This is a genomic window from Atlantibacter sp. (assembly GCF_032062175.1).
Taxonomy (GTDB): domain Bacteria; phylum Pseudomonadota; class Gammaproteobacteria; order Enterobacterales; family Enterobacteriaceae; genus Atlantibacter.
The window spans coordinates 78,717-103,492 of sequence record NZ_DAMBQK010000011.1; the positions used below are offsets into that span (position 1 = coordinate 78,717).

At 56.0% G+C, this 24,776-nt stretch carries 23 protein-coding genes and 2 pseudogenes; 13 read left to right on the forward strand and 12 right to left on the reverse strand.

Annotation, left to right across the window (positions count from 1 at the left end):
• Positions 1 to 92 precede the first annotated feature (92 nt).
• Positions 93 to 1,207: pseudogene (locus RT120_RS21760) on the reverse strand (type II toxin-antitoxin system HipA family toxin); the annotation flags it as partial.
• A gap of 69 nt (positions 1,208 to 1,276) precedes the next feature.
• On the opposite strand from RT120_RS21760, the pseudogene RT120_RS12060 reads away from it, so the two are divergent.
• Positions 1,277 to 2,110, forward strand: a pseudogene (locus tag RT120_RS12060) (Fic family protein); the annotation flags it as partial.
• 44 nt (positions 2,111 to 2,154) lie between these two features.
• Here RT120_RS12060 and tsr read toward each other — a convergent pair.
• Positions 2,155 to 3,822 (reverse strand): methyl-accepting chemotaxis protein, encoded by a 1,668-nt coding sequence (gene tsr / locus RT120_RS12065; protein WP_312982866.1) that lies wholly within the window; start codon positions 3,820 to 3,822, stop codon positions 2,155 to 2,157.
• 197 nt (positions 3,823 to 4,019) lie between these two features.
• On the opposite strand from tsr, the gene RT120_RS12070 reads away from it, so the two are divergent.
• A complete protein-coding gene (locus tag RT120_RS12070) occupies positions 4,020 to 4,472 on the forward strand; it encodes a DUF1198 family protein (RefSeq protein ID WP_312982867.1) in 453 nt (150 codons plus the stop codon).
• Positions 4,473 to 4,558: 86 nt separating this feature from the next.
• A complete protein-coding gene (locus RT120_RS12075; RefSeq protein ID WP_312982868.1) occupies positions 4,559 to 5,146 on the forward strand; it encodes a LysE family translocator in 588 nt (195 codons plus the stop codon).
• Here the strand turns inward: RT120_RS12075 and RT120_RS12080 are convergent.
• The 5 genes from RT120_RS12080 to RT120_RS12100 form a co-directional block, all read right to left on the reverse strand.
• A complete protein-coding gene (locus tag RT120_RS12080; RefSeq protein ID WP_312982869.1) occupies positions 5,143 to 5,955 on the reverse strand; it encodes an AraC family transcriptional regulator in 813 nt (270 codons plus the stop codon). The genes RT120_RS12075 and RT120_RS12080 overlap by 4 nt on opposite strands.
• A gap of 97 nt (positions 5,956 to 6,052) precedes the next feature.
• A complete protein-coding gene (locus tag RT120_RS12085; RefSeq protein ID WP_312982870.1) occupies positions 6,053 to 7,372 on the reverse strand; it encodes an anaerobic C4-dicarboxylate transporter in 1,320 nt (439 codons plus the stop codon).
• A gap of 61 nt (positions 7,373 to 7,433) precedes the next feature.
• Positions 7,434 to 8,279, reverse strand: a complete 846-nt coding sequence (locus tag RT120_RS12090) for a fructoselysine 6-kinase (protein ID WP_312982905.1) — start codon at positions 8,277 to 8,279, stop codon at positions 7,434 to 7,436.
• A gap of 63 nt (positions 8,280 to 8,342) precedes the next feature.
• Positions 8,343 to 9,320, reverse strand: a complete 978-nt coding sequence (fraB, locus tag RT120_RS12095; protein WP_312982871.1) for a 6-phosphofructose-aspartate deglycase — start codon at positions 9,318 to 9,320, stop codon at positions 8,343 to 8,345.
• Positions 9,321 to 9,516: 196 nt separating this feature from the next.
• A complete protein-coding gene (locus RT120_RS12100; protein ID WP_312982872.1) occupies positions 9,517 to 10,233 on the reverse strand; it encodes a GntR family transcriptional regulator in 717 nt (238 codons plus the stop codon).
• A gap of 112 nt (positions 10,234 to 10,345) precedes the next feature.
• Between RT120_RS12100 and mdtM the strand changes: the two genes are divergently transcribed.
• The 3 genes from mdtM to RT120_RS12115 all read left to right on the forward strand — a co-directional run bounded on the left by mdtM (position 10,346) and on the right by RT120_RS12115 (position 12,599).
• Positions 10,346 to 11,578, forward strand: coding sequence for a multidrug efflux MFS transporter MdtM (gene mdtM / locus RT120_RS12105; protein ID WP_312982873.1), 1,233 nt, complete (start codon positions 10,346 to 10,348; stop codon positions 11,576 to 11,578).
• A gap of 69 nt (positions 11,579 to 11,647) precedes the next feature.
• On the forward strand, positions 11,648 to 11,842 hold the full coding sequence (locus tag RT120_RS12110) for a hypothetical protein (protein ID WP_312982874.1): 195 nt from the start codon (positions 11,648 to 11,650) through the stop codon (positions 11,840 to 11,842).
• Between the two features lies 1 nt (position 11,843).
• On the forward strand, positions 11,844 to 12,599 hold the full coding sequence (locus RT120_RS12115) for a hypothetical protein (RefSeq protein ID WP_312982875.1): 756 nt from the start codon (positions 11,844 to 11,846) through the stop codon (positions 12,597 to 12,599).
• A 27-nt stretch (positions 12,600 to 12,626) separates the two neighbouring features.
• On the opposite strand, the gene uspF is transcribed toward RT120_RS12115, so the two are convergent.
• The 4 genes from uspF to RT120_RS12135 all read right to left on the reverse strand — a co-directional run bounded on the left by uspF (position 12,627) and on the right by RT120_RS12135 (position 14,556).
• Positions 12,627 to 13,061 carry a universal stress protein UspF gene (uspF, locus tag RT120_RS12120; protein ID WP_312982876.1) on the reverse strand — a complete coding sequence of 145 codons (435 nt, stop codon included), beginning with the start codon at positions 13,059 to 13,061 and terminating at the stop codon, positions 12,627 to 12,629.
• Between the two features lie 208 nt (positions 13,062 to 13,269).
• Positions 13,270 to 13,755: a type VI secretion system tube protein TssD gene (locus RT120_RS12125; protein ID WP_312982877.1), complete on the reverse strand. Its 486-nt coding sequence runs from the start codon at positions 13,753 to 13,755 to the stop codon at positions 13,270 to 13,272.
• Positions 13,756 to 13,777: 22 nt separating this feature from the next.
• Complete coding sequence (locus RT120_RS12130; protein ID WP_312982878.1) at positions 13,778 to 14,104, reverse strand: DUF1493 family protein; 327 nt, start codon at positions 14,102 to 14,104, stop codon at positions 13,778 to 13,780.
• Positions 14,098 to 14,556 (reverse strand): STM2901 family protein, encoded by a 459-nt coding sequence (locus RT120_RS12135; protein ID WP_312982879.1) that lies wholly within the window; start codon positions 14,554 to 14,556, stop codon positions 14,098 to 14,100. The genes RT120_RS12130 and RT120_RS12135 overlap by 7 nt, the downstream gene beginning before the upstream one ends.
• Before the next feature lie 350 nt (positions 14,557 to 14,906).
• On the opposite strand from RT120_RS12135, the gene RT120_RS12140 reads away from it, so the two are divergent.
• On the forward strand, positions 14,907 to 16,190 hold the full coding sequence (locus tag RT120_RS12140) for a DUF445 domain-containing protein (protein WP_312982880.1): 1,284 nt from the start codon (positions 14,907 to 14,909) through the stop codon (positions 16,188 to 16,190).
• A gap of 51 nt (positions 16,191 to 16,241) precedes the next feature.
• Here the strand turns inward: RT120_RS12140 and RT120_RS12145 are convergent, their stop codons facing one another.
• A complete protein-coding gene (locus RT120_RS12145; protein WP_312982906.1) occupies positions 16,242 to 17,603 on the reverse strand; it encodes an MFS transporter in 1,362 nt (453 codons plus the stop codon).
• Between the two features lie 583 nt (positions 17,604 to 18,186).
• Here RT120_RS12145 and RT120_RS12150 point away from each other — a divergent pair.
• The 6 genes from RT120_RS12150 (at position 18,187) to RT120_RS12175 (ending at position 24,765) form a co-directional block, all read left to right on the forward strand.
• Positions 18,187 to 19,836, forward strand: a complete 1,650-nt coding sequence (locus RT120_RS12150) for a signal transduction protein (RefSeq protein ID WP_312982881.1) — start codon at positions 18,187 to 18,189, stop codon at positions 19,834 to 19,836.
• Between the two features lie 138 nt (positions 19,837 to 19,974).
• Complete coding sequence (locus RT120_RS12155) at positions 19,975 to 21,432, forward strand: MFS transporter (RefSeq protein ID WP_312982882.1); 1,458 nt, start codon at positions 19,975 to 19,977, stop codon at positions 21,430 to 21,432.
• A 57-nt stretch (positions 21,433 to 21,489) separates the two neighbouring features.
• The gene (locus RT120_RS12160; RefSeq protein ID WP_312982883.1) at positions 21,490 to 22,593 is read left to right on the forward strand and encodes a mandelate racemase/muconate lactonizing enzyme family protein; all 1,104 of its coding nucleotides are present in this window, start codon (positions 21,490 to 21,492) and stop codon (positions 22,591 to 22,593) included.
• Between the two features lie 24 nt (positions 22,594 to 22,617).
• On the forward strand, positions 22,618 to 23,445 hold the full coding sequence (locus tag RT120_RS12165) for an SDR family oxidoreductase (protein WP_312982884.1): 828 nt from the start codon (positions 22,618 to 22,620) through the stop codon (positions 23,443 to 23,445).
• On the forward strand, positions 23,439 to 24,347 hold the full coding sequence (locus tag RT120_RS12170) for a dihydrodipicolinate synthase family protein (protein ID WP_312982885.1): 909 nt from the start codon (positions 23,439 to 23,441) through the stop codon (positions 24,345 to 24,347). Before RT120_RS12165 ends, RT120_RS12170 begins: the two co-directional genes overlap by 7 nt.
• On the forward strand, positions 24,337 to 24,765 hold the full coding sequence (locus RT120_RS12175; protein ID WP_312982886.1) for a heme-binding protein: 429 nt from the start codon (positions 24,337 to 24,339) through the stop codon (positions 24,763 to 24,765). Before RT120_RS12170 ends, RT120_RS12175 begins: the two co-directional genes overlap by 11 nt.
• Positions 24,766 to 24,776 lie beyond the last annotated feature (11 nt).

A 24,776-nucleotide genomic window follows, 5' to 3' on the forward strand; every position in this document is an offset into this window, starting at 1 on the left:
CACCCGGCCCATGCGGGGCCGGGTGATATCATCCGCTGCGTGTAACGAATTAGCGCAATTGCACAATTTCATCAGGAGCGCTTTCAAAAATAAACGGCTTTCTGCTCGCTGAGCAGAAACTTAGCCGCAGCCGACAGGCAAACCGCAAGGTTGCTCAATCGATTTTCACCGCTAATTAGCATTGCCTGCGTTGCTTCATTGCCGGAACGGCTCTGCGGACAAATATCATAAGCAGGCGTCAGGCTCAGTTTTTTACCATCCCAAAATGCCGCATGATTTCTGGCGTGATCGTCAGTGTTACCGCAAATAATATTAAAAACCAGACGCCCAAACAGCTCCCGTAACGTCTCTTTAGGTGCATCGAAATGCTGACGTATACTATCAGTCAAATCTTCATAGCTCGCATATCTTGCCATCATCTCATCAAGACCAAAAATGGTCAGTGCAGAAACCATCAGACGGCGCTGCCATCCCGTATGGCTTCGTAGACGATCAAAACGCTCAATAAGCAACACGTCTTTCCCCGCTGTATGGCGAAGGTGCACAGGGGCAACATTTAACCCAGCACAAGCCGCTAGTCGCATCGCAACATATTCGGCTTTAACAACATTATAGGTATCCGTAGAGGAGGAGAACTTTGCGATAAATTTACGCTCTCCGGATTCAATCATTGCCTTTGGCCGCGCTCCTCCCAGTGAACTCCCATGAAATAATGCTTGTTCAAGTTCCGGGCTTAACGGTATGCCGTTTTCGACCATTGAGACTGCCTGCATCAGTTCTTCGAGAGATGCGCCACTCGATGCTCGCGGAACATACTCCGTTGCAGACAGCTGGAAATCGAGCCCCCAATTCTGTCTGAACCAGATTCGAGCAGATATGTGAGCTCATCTAACCTGTCCGGGTCGGCATTCCTGCCCTGAACCCCTATCAACCGATTCAGGATAACACGACGCCCCCAGGCATCCGGGGCGGCATCACGTAATGCGCTGGCTTGCAGGAGTCCCGGCGCGGGAAAAATCGCACCCCGTACCAACGGGAGTTCCGGCTCATAGACAGGGATCGCATCTTTCCGTTCCAGATAACTGCGCCCGTAATTGAAGATAAACCGATTCCCGTCCCGGTTCAGCGCACCAGCAACAACCGGCTGAGTGGCATCAGGCAACCAGATCCATACATACGCCCGGTCAGGCGTATTCTCAGAAATCATCATCTATGTCCTTCCTGGAGGAATGCACTGCACGTGGCATAAGCGCCAGGATTTTCTCGGCTGTTGTAGTATGCCGATCGCGAGGAGGGCGCAGATCCCGCGACCAAAGAAGCGTTGCGCTATCGTACCGCGCTTTATGATGGCCATACCCACCTGAGTAGCTATCCGCTATGTACAAACACAGCGGTGGCTATCTGCACCAATCTGCGCGCCGTGCAAACCGATATCCGAAAAACGCCGGGTACGGTATTGCGCGACCACAATAATCACGTGGTGTACACGCCGCCGGTGGGTGAAGACGCCATTCGTGACTTACTGGCGAATTGGGAGCGGTTTATCCATAGCGATGATGATGTCGATCCGCTGGTGAAAATGGCGATTGCGCACTACCAGTTCGAGCGCATCCATCCCTTCCCCGACGGCAACGGAAGAACGGGGCGCATCCTGAATATGCTGTACCTGATTCAGACGGGGTTGCTTTCCCTGCCGATTCTGTATTTATCCCGCTTTATCCTGGAGAGGCGTGATGATTATTACACCCTTCTGCGCAGGGTCACAGAACAAGGAGACTGGGAAGCGTGGATAGTGTTTATGCTGGAGGCGGTGGAGAACACGTCCCGATGGACCACCAACAAAATATCGGTGGTTCGGGAGCTGATAACAAACACCACAGAGTATGTGCGCGAGAAACTGCCGAAAATCTACACCCATGAACTTATTCAGGCGCTGTTTGCGCAGCCGTATTGCCGGATAGAAAACCTTGTGGAACGCGGCGTGGCTAAACGCCAGACGGCGTCAACGTACCTGAAGCAGTTGGTAGAAATTGGCGTGTTGGAAGAAATGAGCGCTGGCCGTGAAAAGCTGTTTCTCAACACCCGTCTATTGCGGGAACTGAATCAATAAGGGGTTCACTGCCCGTGAACCCCTGATCCTTCCGGGCTTACCGGTTAAAACGTTTCCCAGTTATCGCCGCTGTCCGCCAGCGCGGGTTTACGCGTGGCCAGTGGCGCAGCCGGCGCTTTTGGCGGGGTAGCGTCCTGTGAAATCTCACGCGCGTCGGCGTTGATGCGGAATACCGATACTGCCTGGGTCAGGCGGCTGGCCTGTTCTTCCAGCGCCGCAGCGGCTGCGGCGGATTCCTGCACCAGCGAGGCGTTCTGCTGGGTCACGCGATCCATCTCGGCAACCGCCAGCCCCACCTGGTCGATACCGCGGCTCTGCTCGTCAGACGCAGAGGCGATTTCACCCATGATGTCGGTCACGCGGGTTACTGCATTGACGATCTCGCCCATGGTTTCGCCCGCGCTTTCTACCAGCGTCGAACCCACTTCCACTTTGCTGACGGAGTCTTCAATCAGGCCTTTGATCTCTTTTGCCGCCTGGGCGCTGCGGCTTGCCAGGTTGCGAACTTCACCAGCAACCACCGCAAAACCCCGGCCCTGCTCGCCTGCGCGCGCGGCTTCTACCGCAGCGTTCAGCGCCAGGATGTTGGTCTGGAACGCGATGCCGTCAATCACGCTGGTGATGTCGGCAATTTTCTGCGAGCTACCGGCGATTTCGTGCATGGTCTGCACCACATTGCTGACCACTTTACCGCCCTTCTGCGCGGTTTCAGAGGCGCTCAGAGCAAGCTGGCTGGCCTGACGGGCGTTCTCGGCGTTCTGTTTCACCGTCGCGGTCAGTTCTTCCATGCTGGCAGCGGTTTCTTCCAGCGAGGCCGCCTGCTGCTCGGTACGGGAAGAGAGATCGTTGTTGCCGATGGCGATTTCGCTCGCGCCGCTGTAAATAGCATTCGCGCCGGTACGCACATCGCCGACGGTTTTCGCCAGCTCATCCTGCATATGGCGCAGGCTCGCCGCCAGTTGGCCCATTTCATTGGTGCCGTGTACCTCGATGCCGCGCACCAGATCGCCGTTAGCGATATGGCGGATGTTTTCCAGCAGACGCTGCAACGGATGGATCAGCGCTTTGTTAATGCCGATCCACACCACAATCATCACTGCCAGCACAGCGCCCAGCACGCCGATCAGGATCCACATCGCCAGGTTATAGGATTCGTTGCTGCCATCCACCGCCAGTTGGTACAGGCCGTCGTTCTCGGCCAGGTAGCTGTTGTAGGCTTTTTCCATGCCGTCCTGGAAGCTCTGGGTCGGCTGGTCGAAGAAGGCGTTGATTTTACCGGCACCCAGCAGTTGGATCAGTTCCGCCAGCGCGTTGTGGTAGATATCGTAAGTGCGCTTCACTTCCTGCGCGGTTTGCTCGCTCTGGCGCGGGTCGCGCGGCAGGGCCTCATAGGCCGTCCACTGCTCTTCGGCCTGCTTCAGCGAGGTTTGGGCGATTTGCATTAGCTGCGCCACGGTCGCGCCGCTGCCCATCTGGTTGGAATCCATCATGTAACGGATACCGGCGCGGTTCAGGGTGTTACGGGTCTGGATCAGCGCTACCCAACTGGCGTTCAGCGTGGACTGCTGCTGACGGATGGTCTGAAGAACGGTAAAGTTTTCCTTGTCGTTTTTCAGCGCGTTAAAGAACAACCCGCCCGACGTTAACTGCAAGAGGCCAAATAGCCCCAGTACGATAAGCAGGCTGGTGACGACTTTGATACGGTTGAGCATGGTGACTGTTTCCCGAGGCAAAATAAAAAGGGGTATCGGAAAATCCCCGGAAAACTTTATAGGGTAAATCCTCAGAGTTACGTTTTTATGCGCTAAACAGCGGTAAACTTTCGATTTGGGATGGGGGCGCAACGGCGATTTTTCCCGCCGACGGGTTTAGCCTATGATAAGCACTCTTTTTTATCGCAGGAGCGATCATGATTTGGTTGATGCTGGCTACCCTGGTGGTGGTGTTTGTGGTGGGTTTTCGAGTATTGACCTCCGATTCACGTCGCGCGGTGCGGCGGCTTAGCGAACGTCTCAATATTCAGACGTTACAGGTGGAGTCGATGATCGACCAGATGGGCAAGCAGTCCGGGCACGAGTTTATTCAGTATCTGGCGCGTCCCGATGAAGTGCATCTGCAAAACGCCGCCCAGTTGCTGCTGATCTATCAGGCGTATATCGTTGACGGCAGCGATCAAAACCTGCTGCGCTGGCATCGCATCCTGCAAAAAGGCCGGTTAAGCGCCCCGCTGACCGACGCGCAAATCCGCCTTGCCCTGCGCTTTTACCACGAGCTGGATCTGGATAATTACGAGCTCAACACTTTCCAACTGCGCTACAACTCGCTGTTTGTGCCGGACGGCACGGTCACTTACCTGCATTAATCCCCCCCCACGCCGTGATGCGTATTTTGTTCAATACCTGCATCGCCTGACATGGCACGGTAACCCCTTCGCTAACAGGAGGGGTTATGAGTGTTGTCTGGTCGATGATGGTGTTTGCGCTGGTGTCGTCGGTATCGCCGGGGCCGGTAAATCTGGTGGCGTTAAGCAGTGGCGTCAGTTTTGGCTGGCGGGCCAGCGTGCCGCACGTCACGGGCGCGACGGTGGGCTTTACCGCGTTGCTGCTCGCTACCGGCTACGGGCTGTATGAATTGCTGTTGCTGTGGCCCGCGCTCCAGGGCGCGATCCGCATCGGCGGCATCGCATTTTTACTGTGGATGGCCTGGCGGCTGGCGCGGGACAACGGCGAGATGAATAAGCACGAGGCGCAGCGCGCGCCGGGGGCGTTTAACGGCGCGCTGATGCAGTGGCTGAATCCCAAAGCCTGGCTGGCCTGCGTGGCGGGCATGGGACTGTTCGCCAGCGACGGCAATCACGCCACGCTGTGGCTGTTTGCCGGGATCTATTTTGTGGTGTGCTATCTGTCGATTCTGAGCTGGGCGCTGGCTGGCGCGTCGCTGAGCGGCTGGCTGCAACAGCCCGCCCGAATCCGATTGTTTAACCGGGTTCTGGCGGCAATGCTACTGGGGTGCGCCGCCTGGCTGGCCTTCGCTTAAAGCAGATCGCGGTACTGCTTCGGCGTTACCGCCAGATGCTGTTTGAACGCGCGCTGGAAATGCGCCTGATCGGCAAAGCCCACGTCCAGAGCCACATCCGCCAGCGGCGCGCCGCGCTTCAGGTGCTCACGGGCGATATGCAGGCGGCGGTTCATCAACAGCGCATGGGGCGTTGCGCCGTAATGCTGCTGGCACAGGCGAATCAGGTGGCTGACCGACAGCCCGGCGGTCTGCGCCAGTTCCGCCAGGGTGAGCGGCGCGTGGTACTCCTCGTTGATTTTCTCTTTCACCCTGGCAAGCAGCGCCGGGGCGGCATCGGGCTGGCGATCCTGCGGGCGCAACCGCTGCTGGACCGTCAGCATCAGATGCGCCGCTTCGCACTCTTTTTCCAGCACATCCCGCTCGCTATCGACCACGATGTGATACAGCCGGTTCAGGCCGTCGAAAATCGTGGGATCGGCGGTCCAGGTTTGGGTGAAATGGCAGGCGTTGTCGGCTTCTCTGCCGGTTAGCTCGTTCAGCCAGCGGCTGTCAATATAGAACATCCGGTAGGCCCAGGGCTGGTTTTGCAACGGATTGCAGGCGTGCAGATCGCCGGGGTTCATCAGCACCACGGTGCCCTCGCCGACCTCGATGCGCGTTTTCTCGTTCAGGTAGCTGCTGGTGCCGCCGACGATTGCCCCGATAGAAAAGGTTTCATGGGTATGCGGCGCGTAGCTGACCGTGCGCCCGTCTTCCACGTTACGCACTTCGAGCCAGGGCAGCACGTCGCTGCGCCAGAATTGTTGCCGGATAGGGTATCGCGCCATGATGCACCTCAGTAAGTGAGCATTGATTTTTAGCACATCTTTGGCGCGTAAGACGATAAAAAAACGGCCCCTGAAACGAGCGGGCCGGGGAGCTGAATCAACCTAACACCATCTTGCCAATCATCAGACCCATCGCCACCGAGACAATCACGTTCACCAGTCCGGGGCGCATAAAGCTGTGGTTAAGCACATATTTGCCGATGCGGGTGGTGCCGGTATCGTCGAAGGCCAGCGCCGCGAGGCACTGCCCGGCCACCGGAATAAAGAAGTAGCCGTTGACCGCGGGCCAGGAGCCAATCAGTGCATACGCCGGTAATCCAAGCGCCAGCCCCAGCGGCAGCAGGATCAGCGTGGTCGCCGCCTGGCTGCTGACCATCGCCGAGACAAAGAACATCATGATGGCGATAAGCCAGGTATGTTCCTGCAACAGCACCTGCACTTCGGATTTGATCAGGTCGATATGGCTGCTGACAAAGGTTTCGCTCATCCACGCCAGGCCAAAAGCACAGACGATAGCCAGCGCACCGGCGCGGAACACGCTGCCGCTGAGGATTTGATCCACTGGCGGGCGGCACAGCAACACAATCAGACAGGCAAAGGAGAGCATCACGATCTGGATCGCTGCCGACATCGAGAGCGGTTGCAGCCCTTTGGCGGTTTCTACAATCGGACGCAGGCCCGGCACCAGCCCCAGCAGCACAATAATTACCGCACCGGCCAGGAACAGCAGCACCGAGAGTTTGGCGCGCGGCGCAATTTCCGTGCTGCGTTCCGCTTTGCCGATCGGCTTCAGCAGCCCTTCCGCCAGGCGGCGCTGGTATTCCGGGTCATCCTTCAGCTCTTTGCCTTTATTAAAGGTCGCGATCGCTCCTGCCGCCACGCCAATCAGCGTCGCCGGGACGCAAATCATCATGATGGTGGAAATCGAGATACCGAACGGGGCCATCAGGCCAATCATCGCCGCCATGGCCGCAGAGATCGGGCTGGCGGTAATCGCCTGTTGGGAAGCGATCACGGAAATCGACAGCGGACGCTCCGGGCGAATCCCGGAATCCCGCGCCACTTCGGAGATCACCGGCAACAGGCTATACACCACGTGCCCGGTGCCGGACATAAAGGTGAAGATATAGCAAATAAACGGTGCCAGCAGCGTGATATAGCGCGGGTGGCGGCGCAGCATTTTTTCCGCCAGCCGGACTAATAAATCCAGCCCACCGGACGCCTGTAATGACGACGCCGCTAATACGACCGAGAGAATAATTAAAATAACGTCAATGGGCGGCGATGAGGGCGTCAGGCCAAAACCAAATACCAGTACGCCAACGCCAAGACCGCCAACCATACCTAAAAATATGCCGCCAATACGGGCGCCAAACATCAGGGCTACAAGGATAAAACACAATTCTGTCCAGAACATACTTACCCCCGGATAATGGAGTGAATTCCAGTTATGTTTTTATGTAATCGGTGAGACGCAATTAATCGGAATACGGCTTACCAAAACCAAACGCGCCAAAATGATGTAATACGTGGCTCGCTGATTTTCCTCCTGCCGTCATGGCGCGGATAATATCGTCGTGTTCCGGTTGGGGTTTACCGCATGCCAGAATGGACAGCATAAAGCCGGTTAAAAAGGCATCGCCCGCGCCGAGGGTATCGACGGGTTGAATATAAACCGGTTGCCATTCGATGAGTTTATTTCCGGCATAGTAATACACCTTTTCATGTCCGCGCGTGGCAATAACATGTTTACAGCCGTAATCGTAAAAACTATAAATTTTATTAATGGTCTCTTCGACCGATAACGCCCCGCAGGAAATAAATCCGTAATCCACCCACGGGCAAACCTGTTTAAAATAATCGTCCGTACCGCGTCCGGAAAAATCAAACGACAGCGTGACGTTGCGTTGCTTTATTTTTTCTAACTCAGATTCAAGAAATCCATTAATACTGGAATGGACCGCATCGAATTGCGCAATATAATCGAGATCGTCGTCGGATAATTGCAGCGGGTTTTCGCGTAATACGCCGTTTTTATTACTGGTGACAAATTCCCTGTCGCCATCCACCAGCCGGATACAGGCATAGCCGTTTTCCCCGACATAGTGGCGACAGCGCTGGACGTCTATGTTCAGCTCCAGAAGAGTATCCTGCACGTGCCGTGCGGCGGCGTCATTGCCAAACGCGCCGAGAAACGCGCTTTCGCAACCTGCCAGCCGGGCATACACCGCGAAGTTGAGCGCGTTGCCGCCGGGGTACATCACGCCAGAATGAAGATATTTATCAACGACATTATCACCAATGCCAATCACCTTAATGTCCATCATTGTTCCTTGTTGATAGCGATAAATCGGGCGTCCCTGCCCCTGCGTCAAATCCTGGCGTGATTAATATTCAACCTTCCACATATAGCGGCGGGTCGTTAACGGATGCTGGCGAATGTCGGCCAGCGCACGGTTATAAACCGGGTAAACGTTGTTGAACAAGGAATGGTTGAAGTAATCGATCACCGTCGGTTTGATGGTGGAGAGGCCCAGCTCTTTGGCATCCACCACTTCGATGCGGCGGCCATATTTTTTCAGGAAGTTCAGGGCGCGCTCATCCACCGCGCGGGTGCTGCCTTCGGAGAACTGGAAGAAGAACGGCGTGTTGGCATCGGTAATTTCAAACGGGCCGTGGAAGAACTCGCCGCTGTGGATGCAGGCAGAGTGGATCCACTGCATTTCCATAAAGATACAGATGCTCTGCAAATAAGCCGCGCCGTAACCCGCACCGCTCGCCATGGTGTAGATAACTTTGTCGTCTTTATATTCCTGGGCGAACGCCTGGGCGCGGTTCTGCAAATGATCCCACGCGCGGTACACGATGCGGTTGATTTTGCTCAGGCCGTCCTGGAAATCGTCGTAATGGGCGTAGCCTTCGGTCTGGTTGAGGATTTCTACCGCAGTGAGCAGGCCCTTAAGGGTTTTCTCTTCGGCGATGTCTTTGCCGTCACCAAAGCTGTAGGTTTCTACAAAATCGCAGTGGGCCACCAGCGGGGAGTCGGTCACCCAGGTCAGGCCGATAACCGGCACGCCACGGCTTTGGGCCAGCTCTGCCGCGTTGATGGTTTCCGGGGTGTTGCCTTTGTGAGACGCCACTACCACAACCGCGTTTTCGCCCAGCGCCACCGGCGGGTTATTGATAAATTCGCCGCTGTTGTACAATCCGACGGTGACTTTAGTGGCTTCTTTTTCCAGGAAGGCTTTCGCCGGGTAAAACGCCGCATACGAGCCGCCGCAGGCAACGTAGTACACGTGCGTGATCCCGCCCTTTTCTGCTTTGCTTTCAACGATGCCGCTAATGATTTCTTTAATACTCATCACTTTTCCCCTTGGGTCGTTTCTGACGTTAACCGCGTGACAGCCGCGCGCCACTCAATGTATCTAAATGTATTGTTATGAATATATAACATTGCCATACATTTAGATCAACGAGGGCCCCTACAAAAAAATCGGGATCCGCGATGCAGATCCCGATTTACGCTGTAACGGAGTGATGATCAACGGCTAAAAATCGCGGTCAGACGGTAAAACGCAGTTTGTCGCCGACGATCAACTGATGAGAAATGCAGGACATTTCGCCTTTGTTATCAATCATCTCACTTTTGATTGAGATCAGCGGATAACGGTTGGCGACGCCGAGGTAGTGGGCCACTTCAAAACTGGCGTACACCAGTTCGATGGTTTTGCTGGAGTGGGTAAACCACAGGCCATGTTTGTCGCGCAGGGTGTCGTACAGGGAGTGGCTGTTAAGATCTTCATTCAGCAAAGCGGCGAACTGCGGGGGAAACCACACGGTTTCCAGCGAGACGGGTACATCGTCGGCATAGCGAATACGCTCAATGACCACCGCTTTTTCCCCGTTGGAGATGTTCAGTTTGGCGCGGGTATCTTCATCGCAATCTTCAAACACCGATTTGATGGTGCGCGAACCGGGGCGGCGGCCCTGGGAGCGGCACAGCTCGCTGAAGCTCATAATGCCGGTCATGCTGCGCTGGAACTTCTCGCCGGAAACGAATGTGCCTTTGCCCGATACGCGGGTCAGAAAGTTTTCCCGGGTCAGGGCATCCAGCGCTTTACGCACCGTCACGCGGCTGACCTGCCAGCTGGCGCTGAGATCATTTTCGGTGGGGATCTGCTGCCCCGGCTGGTACTCGCCACTTAAGATCGCCTCTTTCAGGGCTTCTTCAAGCTGCTTATACAGTGGTTTGGCACTTGAGGTATCCGGCAGATTCACGTTATGTATCCTTTTGTATTGTCATAAGACAGACAGCATAGGGTTTACAATATACAACAATTTGCTTATGGCTACACTGTAGCGAGGATCCGTCAGCAAGGAGAAAGACAGTATGCAATGGAATTCCGCGTTTTGGACCCGGCACGCCAGCTCGCTATTCTTCCCGATGGCGCTCATTTTGTATGATTTCGCCGCCTATCTCACCACCGATATGATCCAACCGGGGATCATCCACGTGGTGCGGGAATTTAACGCCGACGTCAGCCTGGCTCCGGCGTCTGTCAGCCTGTATATGGCGGGCGGCATGGCATTGCAGTGGCTGCTCGGGCCGCTGTCGGACCGGATTGGCCGCCGCCCGGTGCTGCTTACCGGCGCGCTGATCTTCACCCTTGCCTGTACCGCCACGCTGTTCACCTCCTCGATGGAACAGTTTCTCGCGGCGCGCTTTATTCAGGGCACCAGCATCTGTTTTATCGCCACCGTGGGTTATGTGACGGTGCAGGAAGCCTACGGCCAAACCAAATCCATTAAGTTGATGGCGATTATCACCTCGGTAGTGCTGGTGGCCCCGGTAGTTGGCCCGCTGTCCGGCGCGGCGCTGATGCAGTTTGTCCACTGGAAAGTGCTGTTTGGCGTGATTGCGGTGATGGGGTTCATCGCCTGGCTAGGCCTGTTGTTCAGCATGCCAGAGACCATAAAAGAACGCGGCGCGCCGTTTCGCGTAGCAAGCGTATGGCAGGATTTTAAGAACGTGTTTCGCAACCGCATCTTCCTGACCGGCGCGGCTACGCTGTCCTTAAGCTATATCCCGCTGATGACCTGGGTGGCGGTCTCGCCGGTGATTCTGATCGACGACGGCGGGCTGAGCACTTCGCAGTACGCCTGGACTCAGGTGCCGATTTTTGGTGCGGTGATCGTCGCCAATATGCTGGTGGTGAAATTTATTAAAGACCCTACCACGCCGCGCTTTATGTGGAGCGCGATCCCGATCCAACTCACCGGGCTGGCGCTGATGATCGTCGGCAATATCCTGTTCCCGCACGTCTGGCTGTGGTCGGTACTCGGCACCAGCTTTTACGCCTTCGGGATCGGGCTGATTTTCCCGACGCTGTACCGCTTCACCCTGTTTTCCAACGACTTGCCGAAAGGCACAGTTTCCGCATCGCTGAATATTGTGGTGCTGAGCACCAGCGCAGCGGCGGTGGAGGCAGCGCGCTGGATCTACTTCCACGCGGGCGGACGGCTGGCGTTTCACACCCTGTCGGTAGTGGCGGGCGTGATTGTGGTTTTCTTCCTGGCGGGGCTGTTAAAACGGGTCAGAGCGCGCGAGGCGGCGCTGGCGTAGCGCGGGTTTCGGAAACATCCACCGCGGCTTTCGTGCAAACTTTCTACACTGTAGCCAGGAGGAAAATTCATGAAACTGCTGCCATCTCTATTCTCAAGCCCCGAAAAACTTCTGCAAGTCATCAGCCAGGGTGACGTCCAGGATGCCATCGATGACGGTGAACGTATCATTATTGATGGCGACGGCAACGCCATGGTGAACATCCACTGCGTCCAGGTTCAACAGGACTTTGAACGCCACGTTGAAACGCTAAAGCGGGCCTGAGATGGGAACCGCGATCTTTATGGTGCTGATGGTTTGCGGCTACTGGTACGCCAGCCGCGACCTGTCCACGCGCCTGAAATACAAACGCACCTTCGGCTGGGATGTTTACTTCCTGGTGGCGCTGTACGGCTGCATCTTCGTGTTGCAGGGGCTGATTGCCACCGCCGCCGTGTGGCTGATTTTGCTGCTGGCTTCGTTGACGATGAACGAACTGCCGCAGTATTTCGGCACGGAAGCACACCGCTACCAGATGGAGTTTATTAACTGGAGCTTTCTGGGCATTCAGGCGCCGGTGGTGATCATGCTGAGTTTTGCGGTGCTGTTTTGCCTGTATCGCTCCAACTGGGCGCGCAGCGCGCGGCTCGACAGCGGTGGCCGCCGCTCGCTCTACAAGCAGCTAACCCGCGCCAACGGGCTGGAGGGTTTGCTGTATCAGTGCATGGAAGAAGGCGAACTGGCGTTTGTGATGCTCAAATCGCAGCGCGTGTACGTCGGGATGGTGCACACCGCGTCATTCGACAGCAGCAGTCCGGGCAACAATATCGTACTGATCCCGTTCCTGAGCGGTTACCGCTCCCGGGAAAACGGGGAATTTGTGGTGGAGCACAACTACAGCGCCTGGTACGCAGAGCACGAGATCACGCTGACCACGGAGCCGAAGTCTGCGCTGTCGTTTCGCAAAGTGATTTTGCTGGAGCAAATCGAAAGCCTGTCGCTGTTCGATCCGGTAAGCGCAATGGGATTAGACCGCCGGTAAAAAGCCCACCGCAGTGGGCTTGATCGATTAGCGAACCACCAGCACCGAGCATTTGGCATGCCGCACCACCGCTGCGGCATTAGAGCCTAACAGATACGTACTCATGCTGGGCCGGTGCGAGGCGAGGATAATCAGATCGGCGTTGATCTGATCCGCCACCCGCAGGATATGATCCTTCGGCGCGCCGCTACACACGTGGGTTTTAACGCGGCCCTCCGGCAGTTTGAACTGGGCGATCAACTCATTGAGCGTTTCCAGCGCATTGGCTTCCCGCTGCGAGCGTTCCGGCGCGATGGTGGTGTATTCCAGGCCATAGGCGGCAAAATAACTATGGTCCGGGATCACGGCCAGAAAGTGGATCATCGCAACCTCCCGCCCGGCATATTCCTGAACATGGGGAATAACCTGCGTCGTCAGCTGCATCTCAGAGATATCGATAGGGACTAAGATCGTTCTGGACATACAACCTCCTTTTGCGTGTGGTGTGAAACCCCACGGTTATTATGGTCAAAATTTAACCGTTTGGGTGTGATGGGGGTTGGGGTTTGGGGGTTTTGCGTTGGGGAAACTGAGAGAGTACAGAAATGAAAAGAAATAAAACCTGCCCGGCCGTTATCCAGATTATGAATATATTTTCCAGGCGAGGGATGGGGGCAACAAGCCCCCATCATCAGGCTGTTGGACGTTCATTCCACGCATCCGTGAAGGTGAGATTGCCATCTTTATACAACCAGGTAATTTTCTCGTAACTAAGCGCGACATCCTCTAAATGTCCAGTACCAGGACAACCTCGCGTATCGTGCATGAGTGGACTGATTGATATCACTTTTACAGCTTCCATCGTGATTCTAAAATATTCCACTTCCTGACCAGCATCATTAATGTTGTACCACCTAATCTCTGCGCTTTTTAAAATTTGCCCTGTAGCCGCTGCTTTATAAAGATAAGGTGAAGCACTATCTATATCTTTTGAAAACTGAAAAGGACCATGTTGCCTGGTTCCAGTCACTTTCCCTGTTGCAGAATCGGTGGGAATAGTTAAGTTATGGTGTACAGTGCGTAATTCAATACTGCCTTCTCGTCCTGCAACATCTGAAGAACCACGGATAATAGCCCCGCCATCATCGGTTAAAAATAAATGTACTGGTACAGCCATGATTTATGCTCCTTGCTGGTGATTAATTATATAACCATTTTCCTGCCCTTGCAGATTCTATTAACATACCAATGGTAAAATCTGGCACATCGATTATTTGCTTCTTAAATGGATTCCACGAAATCGGCACATCGGGATAGTAGGTTTCAATATTGAATTTTTCCCGCTCTACATCAAACTCTGAGAAAAACTCTTCCATTAATTCTTCCGCTTCATCGACATCAAGCTTTACATCGAAATGGAGACTTGAAAATGCTGTATAGTCATCATATTTCTTTTTCCTGAATATATACACACCGCTATAGCGAGTAACCAATGCAATAACGCGCATTTCAATATTATTTACCATATTTTATCGCCACCCCTGACAATTCGGTTATAATCACGAATAGAGGAATATGTAATTTTAAATACATCACCCAGTAAAATCACCTCACCTATAAGTGGAATAGTGCGACCAACAAAGGTACCAATTTTTCTTACCATTTTTCTTTTCACTGTCCATGGTGTGTAACCGCCAATCCAGGTAGGTAATTTTATACCAAAAGGAAACATTTTATTTCCAAAAAATTTTCTGACCTTCTTAGAAATTATCGATGTACCTTCAATCGCATCGCGCGGTTTTGTCCGCGTTGTTTGATTGTTTATCCCTCCCAGAAGCGCGGCTAAAGCTCCAACATCTTCAATCCCAAAATGCTCCGCAGTTTTTTCACAAAAAATTATAAATAGTAATTCGCTCGCGGTGAGATTAGATCTCCCGGCATAGAAATAAGTACCATTTAGTTCTTCAACAGTATCCATCTACCATTCCTTTGGTTTTACATTCCTGATGAGAACACTAATCTTCTGTTAATTAAAAATATGAGGTCTCGGCCATAATCTTATAAATTAAATTTTTAGTAACATTCTACTGAGGGTTAGAGCTATTAATGATTTTAGTAAAACATTCAATTAATCAAAACCTTTATTAAATGCTACGTCTGACGAGTAAAAAAGAATGATTGATTGCAGGAATATATCTGACAAATTAGACCCTGATCACTTTCTTCGCAGGTGGCACTACCGTAGCTATATATTTCTATCAATTTGCCAGCCCACTGTTTAAACCTTTTCCCCTACCCCATCCCGCGCATCGCCTCTATGCTTACCTGATGGAAAAATTAGCTGAACTCAAGCGCGCCAAGCTGCTGGCGCTGTCGCTGCTGCTGACTGCCGCAGCAATCTTTGTCACCACCCTGTTCCTGCCGCCCAGCCCGTGGGTGAGCGGGCTAAAAGCCATTTCTGAGGCGGCGATGGTCGGTGCGCTGGCCGACTGGTTCGCCGTAGTAGCGCTGTTTCGCCGCGTGCCGCTGCCGTTTATCTCGCGGCATACCGCGATTATCCCGCGCAATAAAGACCGGATTGGCGAAAACCTCGGGCGCTTTGTCGAAGAGAAATTCCTTGATACTCAGTCGCTGGTTACGCTTATTCATCGCCATGAACCCGCGATGCTGATCGGTAAATGGTTCAGCCAGCCGGAGAATGCCCAGCGGGTCGGCGGGTATCTGATCCAGGGGATGAGCGGCTTCCTGGAACTGACCGACGACTCGCGGATCCAGGGCCTGCTTCGCCGTGCCGTGCATAAGGCGATAGATAAAGTCGACCTCACCGGTACCAGCGCTTTGATGCTGGAAAGCATGACCAAAAACGATCGCCACCAACAGCTGCTGGATTCGCTGATTACGCAGCTGATCGCCCTGCTCCAGCGCGACAAAACCCGTGATTTTATTGCCCGGCAGATTGTCCACTGGCTGGAGACGGAGCATCCGCTGAAAGCCAAAATTTTACCCACCGAGTGGTTAGGCGAGCACAGCGCGGAGCTGGTGTCCGATGCGGTGAATTCACTGCTGGATGATATCAGCGAGGATCGCGGGCATCAGATCCGCAAAGCCTTCGATCGCGCCACGCTGAAGCTTATCGACAATCTCAAAAGCGACCCGGAGATGGCTGAGAAAGCCAATAACATCAAGCGCTACCTGAAGAATGATGACGCGTTTAACCGCTATCTCGGCGAACTGTGGGGCGACCTGCGCCAGTGGCTGAAGGCGGATATGCAGTCAGAGGATTCACGCATTCAGCGACGCATCGCCGAGGCCGGGCAGTGGTTTGGCGAAACGCTGGTGGCGGACAACGCGCTGCGCAACTCGCTCAACGAACATATGGAACAGGCCGCGACCCGCGTTGCGCCGGACTTCGCCGCGTTTTTAACCCGTCACATCAGCGACACGGTGAAAAGCTGGGACGCGCGCGACATGTCGCGCCAGATTGAGCTGAACATCGGTAAAGATTTGCAGTTTATTCGCATCAACGGGACGCTGGTGGGCGGCTGTATTGGGCTGGTGCTGTGGCTGCTGTCGCAGGTGCCGGGTTGGATGCAGGGCGCAGGAGGGTGGTAGGTGTGCCACACCAAAAGCTCCCCTCTGGCGGAGGGGAGCCTGACTACATGCTTATTTCACTTCATTTAACTCATCGTTATAACTTTCCCTGGTCACGCACACGCACGCGATAGTAATCAGCGCCATACAGGCCAGGAACAGCGAAATCGGCCACGACTGCCCGCCGGACCAGGCAATCAGCAGCGTACCAATCATCGGAGTCAGCCCGCCGACGATATTCGCCAACTGGAAGCCGAGCGACACGCCGGTATAACGCACGCTGGTATCAAACAGTTCCGAGAAAAAAGCCGGCTGGACGCTGAACATCATTCCCAGCCCGACTGAATAGCAGAAGGTGGTGGCGAACATAAACATCTTCACCGAGCCGGAATCAATCATCCAGAACAGCGGGAAAGCGAAAATCAACGTAATGGTGGCACCGGCGAGATAAACCGGGCGGCGGCCGATTTTATCAGACAGCCAGCCGAAGAACGGGAAGGTGAAGATGCCGACGAAGCTCGCCAGCAACAGGCCGTTGAGCGCCGTTTCGCGGGTGAAGTTAAGCTCGCGGGTGACGTAAGACATAAAGAACGCCACCGTCAGCCAACCCAGCACGATCTCGCCCATGCGCATACCCATCGCCAGGAATACCGCCCGGCGGTGATGCTTCAGTACCGTCAGAATGGGAAACTTCTGTTCAGCAGCTTTTGGCGCGTTCTGGCGCTGTTTCTGGTTTTCTTTGAACACCGGCGTTTCTTCAATACGCGAGCGGATAAACATGCCGACGAACAGCAACGCGATGCTCAGCAGGAACGGCACGCGCCAGCCCCAGGACATTAAATCGTCTTCCGGCAGCATCACCACCAGCGCAAAGACGGCGGTAGCGATAAACAGTCCCAGCACGTTGCCCAGTTGCACAAAAGTGCCGAAGAATCCACGACGGTTGCGCGGCGCGTATTCAGTGATAAGCGTGGTCGCTCCGCCCCACTCCCCGCCAATGGCGAAGCCCTGGCACAGGCGCAGGAAAATCAGGATCAGCGGCGCGGCGTTGCCGATGGTGTCGTAACTCGGGATCAGGCCAATCAGGAAGGTGGAAATCCCCATGATCATCAGCGACAGCACCAGCGATTTTTTACGGCCAATCTTATCGCCATAGTGACCAAACACGATGGCACCAATCGGGCGGCTGACAAAGGTAATCGACAGCGTCAGGAACGACACCAGCAGCGCCATCAGCGGCGACAGATTGGGGAAAAAAAGCGACGGAAACACCAGCGCCGCCGCGGTGCCGTAGATAAAGAAGTCGTAGAACTCGATGGTGGTGCCGGATAAACCGGACCCCAGCACGGTGATCAGCTTTTTTCTTTCCTGTGCCGGCAGAGCAAGCTGCTCGTCTTTCACAGAAGTTATGTCTGGCGAGGTAAGCATAGTCATCATTAAATCCTCTGTCCGCGATTGTTATTGTGTTATTGGTCTGCGCCTGGCTGGCGATAGCGACGGGTAAAATCGCCCACAAGCTAACTCGAATTAGCTAATTATAGCAATCAACGGATATTCTCAATGTTGATCGGCGAAGAGTGTGAGCAGGATCGGTTAAATAATCATCCCGCACGGTGCTACCACAGCCAATAAGCGGTGAATAACTCCTGATATAATCATTTATATTCATGCGGTTATATAAAAAATATTTTATGTATTTCAAAATTCTTTATGCCGTCGCGTTTTCCTGGCCCGGCAAGCACCTGTTTAGCGACCATAAGGCGGTCTGTCTCCGTAAAATTCAGCCAAAATAAAAATACACTTAATAAATCAATAATATAAAAATACATTCTTGATGGTCATCACAAAACCTCGGCAAAAAATTTGAGAGTGGCTTTTTTTTATCCTAATTTGCTAATTCGAGTTAGCCGTGAGAGTTAACCAGGAATATCGAGGCTTAGCGCGGGAAAACGTCGGTTCAGTCCGGGTTTTGCGCCGTTAAGCACTACGCTGGACTACCCCTACAGGAGCCATTCCGATGTTGAATTTAACCCTACCTGCGGAACAAGAAATCATCACGCCGCAAGCCGGTGAAGTCCTTATGGTGACCAATGCGGACCTACGCGAACCGGCGAACGTCACCTGCTGGCCGACGCAAAAATCCTTTGAGCAGCGCCTTGAAGCGGCACTGGAAAAGTTGGATTACCGCATGCGGCGCGCCCATCCGGTGAATGAAAGCCGCGGTCACGGTTTTATCAGCAGCCAGAAAGAAGGCAGCGATCTGTTCGCCCATATCGACCCGGACGCGCCGGTAATTGTGCTGCTCACCGCCTGGCAATATTCCCACCATATCGCCCCGTCGCTGGTGCATCATCGCGGGCCGATCCTGCTGCTCGCTAACTTCGACGGCACCTGGCCGGGCCTGGTCGGCATGCTGTGCATGGCGGGCAGCCTGACCAGCCTTGAGCGCAACTACTCTCGCCTGTGGTCAGAAACCTTCGACGACGAAAAATTTATGCGTGGGCTGGAGACCTGGTTGCGCGACGGCCATCTCAGCCACAAGCTCAGCTACCTGCGCCCGGTCCCGGCCAGCGCGCCGCTGCTGGCCAGCGAAGCCGGACAGATTGGCGTGAAGGTGGGCCAGTCGATCCTCAAACATAAAGCAATCGTCGGCCTGTTCGACACCTTCTGCATGGGGATGATCAACGGCGTCTTCCCGCAGAAAGCCATGATCGACGTGGGCATCCCGGTGGAGTCGCTGTCGCAGTCGGCGCTGCTGGTGGAGATGAACAACGTGCCGCAGGCGCTGCGCGAGGCCTGCCTCGACTGGTATGAAACCCGGGGGATGCGCTTTAACTTTGGCACCCACAGCGCCGAAGAACTCACCCGCGAGCAGGTGCTGGAACAGTGCGCAATGATGATTGCCATGGCGCGTTTCGTGAAGCGCTTCGGGCTGTCGGCAGTGGGCGTGCAGTATCAGCAGGGGCTGAAGGACAGCTGCGCCGCGTCCGATTTCGCCGAAGGGGCGATTGGTAACGGCGAGCGCTTCCCGATCCCGGATGAGCAGGGCGAGATCATCTGCCCCGACGCGCCGATCCCGTGCATCAACGAAGTGGACATGGGCAGCGCCATCCCGCAGGTGATGCTGGCGAAACTGCTTGGCGCGCTGGGTCTGGAAAGCGAAACCACCCTTCACGATATCCGCTGGGGCAGCGACTACAACGGCACGTTCTACTGGGATCTGGAGATTTCCGGCGCCGTCCCGTTCGCCCATCTCAAAGGCGGCATTGCGGGCGCGACCGGCTACCGCCAGCCGCCGATGTTCTTCCCCTACGGCGGTTCCACCATCGCCGGCCAGGGCAAGGCCGGGCGCTTTATCTGGGCACGCGCCCACTATGAAGGCACCCGGGTGATCCTGCACGTCGGCACCGGTACGGCGGTGGAACTGCCGGAAGCGGAATTCGAGCGCCGCCGCAAGTCCACCAACTACCAATGGCCGCTGCTGAATGCGGTGCTCGACGGCGTGACCCGCGACGACTTAATGGCGGGCCACCAGAGTAACCACCTGAGCCTGGCCTATGTCGACGAGGCGCTGTTGCCAGAGGTGCTGACGGCCTTTGTCGCCCAGGCGCTGACGCAAAACATCCAGGTTTATCTGGCAGGCGATGCCCACCAGCTCGTGCAGTAACACTGACTCGCTTATGTGATTTTTACGTTGTTAGCGATCCTGACAAACATCCCGTTTCTCTGACGCCTTAACACAGGTGCGGATCGACAGGTTTCTGTTCGGGCGTGCAATCTTGCCGCCCGGATAAGAGAGGATTTTATGTACCAGCAGCAACATATTGAATTCATTATCCAGAAGGCCAAAAGACGCCTCGATTCTCAGGAAGCCCCGGGCAGTACCAAAGCGGGCTGGCTGATGATCACCGCTTTATTAATCGAGTCATGGGATATCTATTCCATGGCCTATATTCTGTTCGCCCTGAAAGATATTTATGAGCCGAGCGCCTGGCTGCTCGGCTTTACCGCCGCCGGGACCCAGTTGGGCGCGGTGATCGGTGCCCTGCTCGGCGGCTGGCTGACCGATAAATTAGGCCGCCGCACTATCTTCCTGTGGTCGATGATCTTGTTCGCGATTTTCGCGGTGTTGCAGGGCCTGGCGCCGGATATGTACTGGTTGGCAATTATCCGCTGCCTCGCCGGGATCCCGGTGGGCGCAGACGTCGCCAACGGCTTTACCTACATCATGGAAGTGATGCCGAAAGGCAAACGCGAGGTCATGGCCAACCGCTGGCAATTTATGTTCGCGCTGGGGATTATCGCCGCGATCCTGCTGGTTACCAGCCTGGTGGCGCTCGACGTTCACCCGGATCTGATCTGGCGTATCGTGCTGGCTGTCCCGGCAATCCCGGCGTGCCTGCTGCTGTTTATGCGCCGCGAACTGCCGGAAACCCCGGCCTGGTTCGTGGAGCGTGGCCGTTTCATCGACGCGAAAAAGGCGTCCCGCGAATACTACGGCGAGCAGGACGGCAAGCTGCTGGACGATATCCTGCCCAACGAGAACGTGCAGATCCCTCACCCGACGCTGAAAGAGACGTTGCACGACCTGTTCCGCCGCCCGTTCACCCGCCGCACCACCCTGTTCGGTTGGTTCTCCTGTGCGGTACAGTCTTTTGAAAACTATGCGTTTTCGTTCTACCTGCCGCTGATCCTCGTCACCGTCGGCATCTCCGGGCAGATCCAGAACAACCTCGCCCTGTTGGCGGTGAACTGCATCGCCGCACTGTCGGCGTTCGTCGGCCCGCTGCTGCTGCCAAAACTTGGTCACAAGGGGCTGAGCAAGTACGGCTTCCTGCTGGTCACTATCGGGATTTCGATTTCGTCGTGGGGGGTTTACACCAGCAGCTTCGGGTTTATCACCTTCGGTGCGGCGCTGATGCTCTGGGGCCACTACTGGGATTCAGAAAGCGGTATGACGGTGATCTCGCTGGTGGCGAAACCGCGCTATCGCGGCGTGGCTTCCGGCATCGGCTACACCATCGTGAAGGTGACCGCGTTCGTCACCACCCTGGTGTTCCCGCCGCTGTTTGAAAAGCTCGGCGTACCGCTGGCGTCGCTGATTATCGCCATCGCGCCGTTCTGCGCCTTCCTCGCCTCGATTTTCCTGCTGCCGGAAGTGTTCGGGCATTCGGTGGGCGATGAGCACGACCAGCCGCATACCGATAGCCCGGAAATCACGTTGCAGGGGCAACAGTCCCCGGTTTCAACCTCGAAAAACTAACGCGCTCCCGACCGTGCGCCGCAGGGCGGCCACGGTCCTGAAAGAAGGATGACCATAATGAACAGCACCAAAATGCCCGTAATCGAAAATATCGAACTGATGACCGCCCGCGTTCCGCTACCGGAAGGCCCGTGGGGCGACCAGATCCACCACGTCACCGATATCGAAGTGGCGATTGTCGATGTCTACGGCTCTAACGGCCACGTCGGCACAGGCTTCAGCCACACCTCCGGCTGGTGCGGTAAAACCATCTCCGCGCTGATTGCTGAAATTATTCCGGATGTCATCGGCCAGCCGCTGTCGCCGCGCGGGCTGTGGCACCGTTCGTATAAATACATTCACGATGTGGGCGGCGCGGGCGTGACCACCCATGCCCTCGCAGCGCTGGATATCGCCTACTGGGACTTGCTCGGTAAAACCCTGAACGCGCCGATTGTTGACATCATCGGCAAGGTGCGCGACCGCGTTCCGCTGTACGGCAGCGGCATCAACCTGCATCTCTCCATCGACGAAGTGATCGACCAGGTGAAACGCTGGAAAAGCACCGGCTATCTGGCGGCAAAAGTAAAAGTCGGCAAACCGACGCTGGAAGAAGACGTCGAACGCCTGCGTAAAATCCAGGAAGCGGTGCCGGGCTTCCCGCTGGCGGTGGACGCCAACCAGGGCTGGAATTTCCCGCAGGCATTGCGCGCCTTCAAACTGTTCGAGCCGCTGAACCTGTTGTGGATTGAGGAGCCGCTGCCGTCCGACGACATTACCGGCCACCTCAAACTGCGCGAACGCAGCACCACGCCGATCGCGCTGGGCGAAAATGTCTATAACGTAAACCAGTTCACGCAATATATTGAGAGTGGCTGCGCAGATTACGTGCAGGCGGATCTGGGCCGGGTGGGCGGCATTACCGGCTATCTCGACATTGCTGCCGTCGCCCGCGCCCACAACCTGCCGATGACCCCGCACTTTGTCATGGAGCTGAGCGCCAGCCTGCTGGCCACCGTGCCGAATATCTCGTACGCCGAAATGACCGACGGCGGGCGCTGGAAGGATCTGCGCATCATCGCCGAAGCGGGCGAAGAGAAGGACGGCTACTACGTGCCGAGTGACCGTCCGGGCCACGGCATCATTCTCGATCGTGACTACCTCGCCACACACAAAATCTAACAACGTATTGATGGGGAAAGAACAATGGAAGACAGCTTATTCTCGGTAAAAGACAAGATCATCATCGTCACCGGCGGCCTGGGGCAGCTTGGCGCGCAGTACGTGAAGACGCTGCACGCGCGCGGCGCGAAGGTGGCGGCGCTGGCGACTCACGTTGACGCCGCGCGCGTGGACCGCGTGCTGGGGGCGATCAAAGATTCGGACCGTCTGCTGTGCGCCGAGATCAACATTACCGACAAGGCCAGCATTAACCAGGTGCTGGATAAGATTGAAGCCAAATGGGGCGTGCCGGACGGGCTGGTCAATAACGCGGGTGTTGATACCCAGCCAAGCGCGCCGCCGGAAGTCTCCGGCCCGTTCGAGGACTTCCCGGAAGAGGTGTTCCGCGACGTGGTGGAAGTGAACCTGGTCGGCACCTTCCTGATGACCCAGCAAGTTGGCAAGCGGATGCGCCAGGCCGGGAAAGGCGGCTCGATCATCAACGTCGGTTCGATCTACGGGGTGGTCTCTCCGGTGCAGGACATCTACAGCTATAAAAAAGAGGACACCGGCATTCCGTTCGTCAAACCGGTGGCCTACGCGGCGGCCAAGTCCGGGCTGTATAACTTCACCCGTTACTGCGCCACTTACTGGGGCCGCGACGGCATTCGCGTCAATACCCTGACGCTTTCCGGCGTGGAGCGCAGCGACCAGGACCCGCGCTTCCAGAAAAACTACACCGATCGCATTCCGATTGGCCGCATGGCGCAACCCCACGAGTACAACGGCGCGGTGGTGTTCCTGCTTTCCGACGCATCAATCTATATGACAGGCTCCACCGTAACGGTGGATGGAGGCTGGACGGCATGGTAAGTGAAAAATGGCAGGCGTTTCGCGGCATTATCTCGGCAGTGATCACGCCGATGCACGCCGATGAATCCGTCAACTACGCGGCGCTGGAGACGCTGGCCCATGCGCAACTGGCGCGCGGCGTGGAAGGCTTTTACTGCTGCGGCTCCTCCGGGGAGGGGCCGCTGCTGCGCTTCGACGAGCGCAAACAGGTGCTGTCGACGCTGGTGAGCGCGGCGGCGGGTAAGGTGCCGGTGATCGCCCATGTCGGCACGCCGCGCACCCAGGACGCCGTCGAGCTGGCGAAAAGCGCCGAACAGGACGGGGCCAGCGCGGTATCGCTGGTGCCGCCCTACTACTATAAATACAGCCGCGAGGAGATTATCGCCTACTACCGGCGGGGGCTGGACGCCATCTCTATTCCGGTGATCCTGTATAACATCCCGCAGTTTACCGGCGTGGAACTGGACAGCCTGACCGCCGAGGCGCTGCTGGGCGACGAGCAGGTGCTGGGCGTTAAGCACACCTCGCATAACCTCTACTCGCTGGAGCGGATGATTGCCCGTTACCCGGATAAGGTGTTCTTTAACGGCTTCGACGAGATTTTCCTGTCCAGCCTCTCCGCCGGGGCCACCGCCACCGTCGGCACCACGGTGAACCTGCAACCGGAGCTGTTCCTTGCGCTGCGTAACGCGTTCCAGCAAGGGGACATCCCGAAAGCGCAGCGTTTGCAGCAGCAGATTAACGAGGTAGTGGAGAACCTGGTCGCGCGCGGCGTATTCCAGTCAGCGAAATACCTGGCGGGCAAAGGCGTGGTGGACACCGGGCCAACCCGCGAGCCGTTTGTGGCGCTGACGGCGACGCAGCGCGAGGAGCTGGACGCGCTGCATCAGCGGTTACAGGGGTATATCGCCGATGCCCGATAGCCTGGTCTGCGCATCCCCACGCCTGGACGACAGCGCGGTCTGCCAGCGGCTGGCGCGCTTCCTGAAGGAGACGGAAGCGGAGCCACACACCGCCGGGCTGGCTGTTGCGGTAGTGGGAACGGATGGCGAGCTGATAGCCTTTGGCGCTCACGCCCGCTGCCCCGCTCTGCCCCGCCAACTGGCGCAGCGCAAGGCCTGGAGCGCGTTGCGTTTTCGCCGCCCGACGGCGCGGCTGGCGGAAGAAGTCAGCCAGGGATCGTTAAAGCTGGAGATCTTTCACGATGCGCGTTTGCTGGCGATGCCCGGCGGCGTACCGGTGAGGGTGGATGGCCTGGCGATTGCCGGTGTGGGGATTAGCGGCCTGCCGCCGGAGCTGGATGCGGAACTGGCTACGCGCTTCGCCAATGAACTGATCTAACTGCTTTTCCG